We start from the raw sequence: 707 nt of genomic DNA, 5'->3' as shown, positions 1-707 counted from the left end.
CCGCAAGCGGGTCCGGCGGCTCATGGCGATCATGGGCCTGCGGGCGGTCTACCAGAAGCCGCGCACGAGTGTGCCTCATCCGGAGCATCGGAAATATCCGTATCTGCTGCGGGATCTGGTCATTGAGCGGCCTAACCAGGTCTGGTGTTCCGATATCACGTATATCCCCATGAAACGGGGATTTCTCTATCTCGTGGCGATCATGGACTGGTTCACGCGCAAGGTGCTGTCCTGGCGTCTGTCGAACACGATGGATGCGGAGTTCTGCATCGAGGCGCTACAGGATGCCCTCACGCGCTATGGCGCTCCGGAAATTTTCAATACTGACCAAGGGTCGCAGTTTACGACGCCCCGTTTCACCGGGCTCCTGGAAGAGCGTCAGATCCGCATCAGCATGGACGGGCGCGGGCGATGGCTGGATAACGTGTTCATCGAGCGTCTGTGGCGGTCGTTGAAATACGAATGTGTCTACCTGCACGCATTTGAGACCGGATCAGAACTTCGAGTGGGGCTCACGAAATGGATCACCCATTATAACGGGCAACGTCCCCATACGGCCCTGGCTGGACGAACGCCTGATGAGGCGTATCATGGCGTGCCGACGCCATCTGGTCCGGGGTTAACCCCGGACCAGATGGCCAACAGCAACGCCGTCAGAATGGCGGCATAACAACAACCGGGTATAGCTTATCAAGCCCACAAAACTG

Annotated in this window: 1 protein-coding gene; it reads left to right on the top strand. The window is 58.1% G+C overall.

The features are described 5' to 3' along the window. On the top strand, positions 1 to 670 hold a 670-nt coding region (locus GJA01_RS15110), incomplete at its 5' end, for an IS3 family transposase (RefSeq protein ID WP_145993818.1). Between the last annotated feature and the right edge of the window lie 37 nt (positions 671 to 707).

It is taken from the genome of Gluconobacter japonicus (assembly GCF_002723975.1).
Taxonomy (GTDB): domain Bacteria; phylum Pseudomonadota; class Alphaproteobacteria; order Acetobacterales; family Acetobacteraceae; genus Gluconobacter; species Gluconobacter japonicus.
Note: the sequence above shows the minus strand (reverse complement) of the source record. Positions and strands in the feature narration are given on the sequence as shown.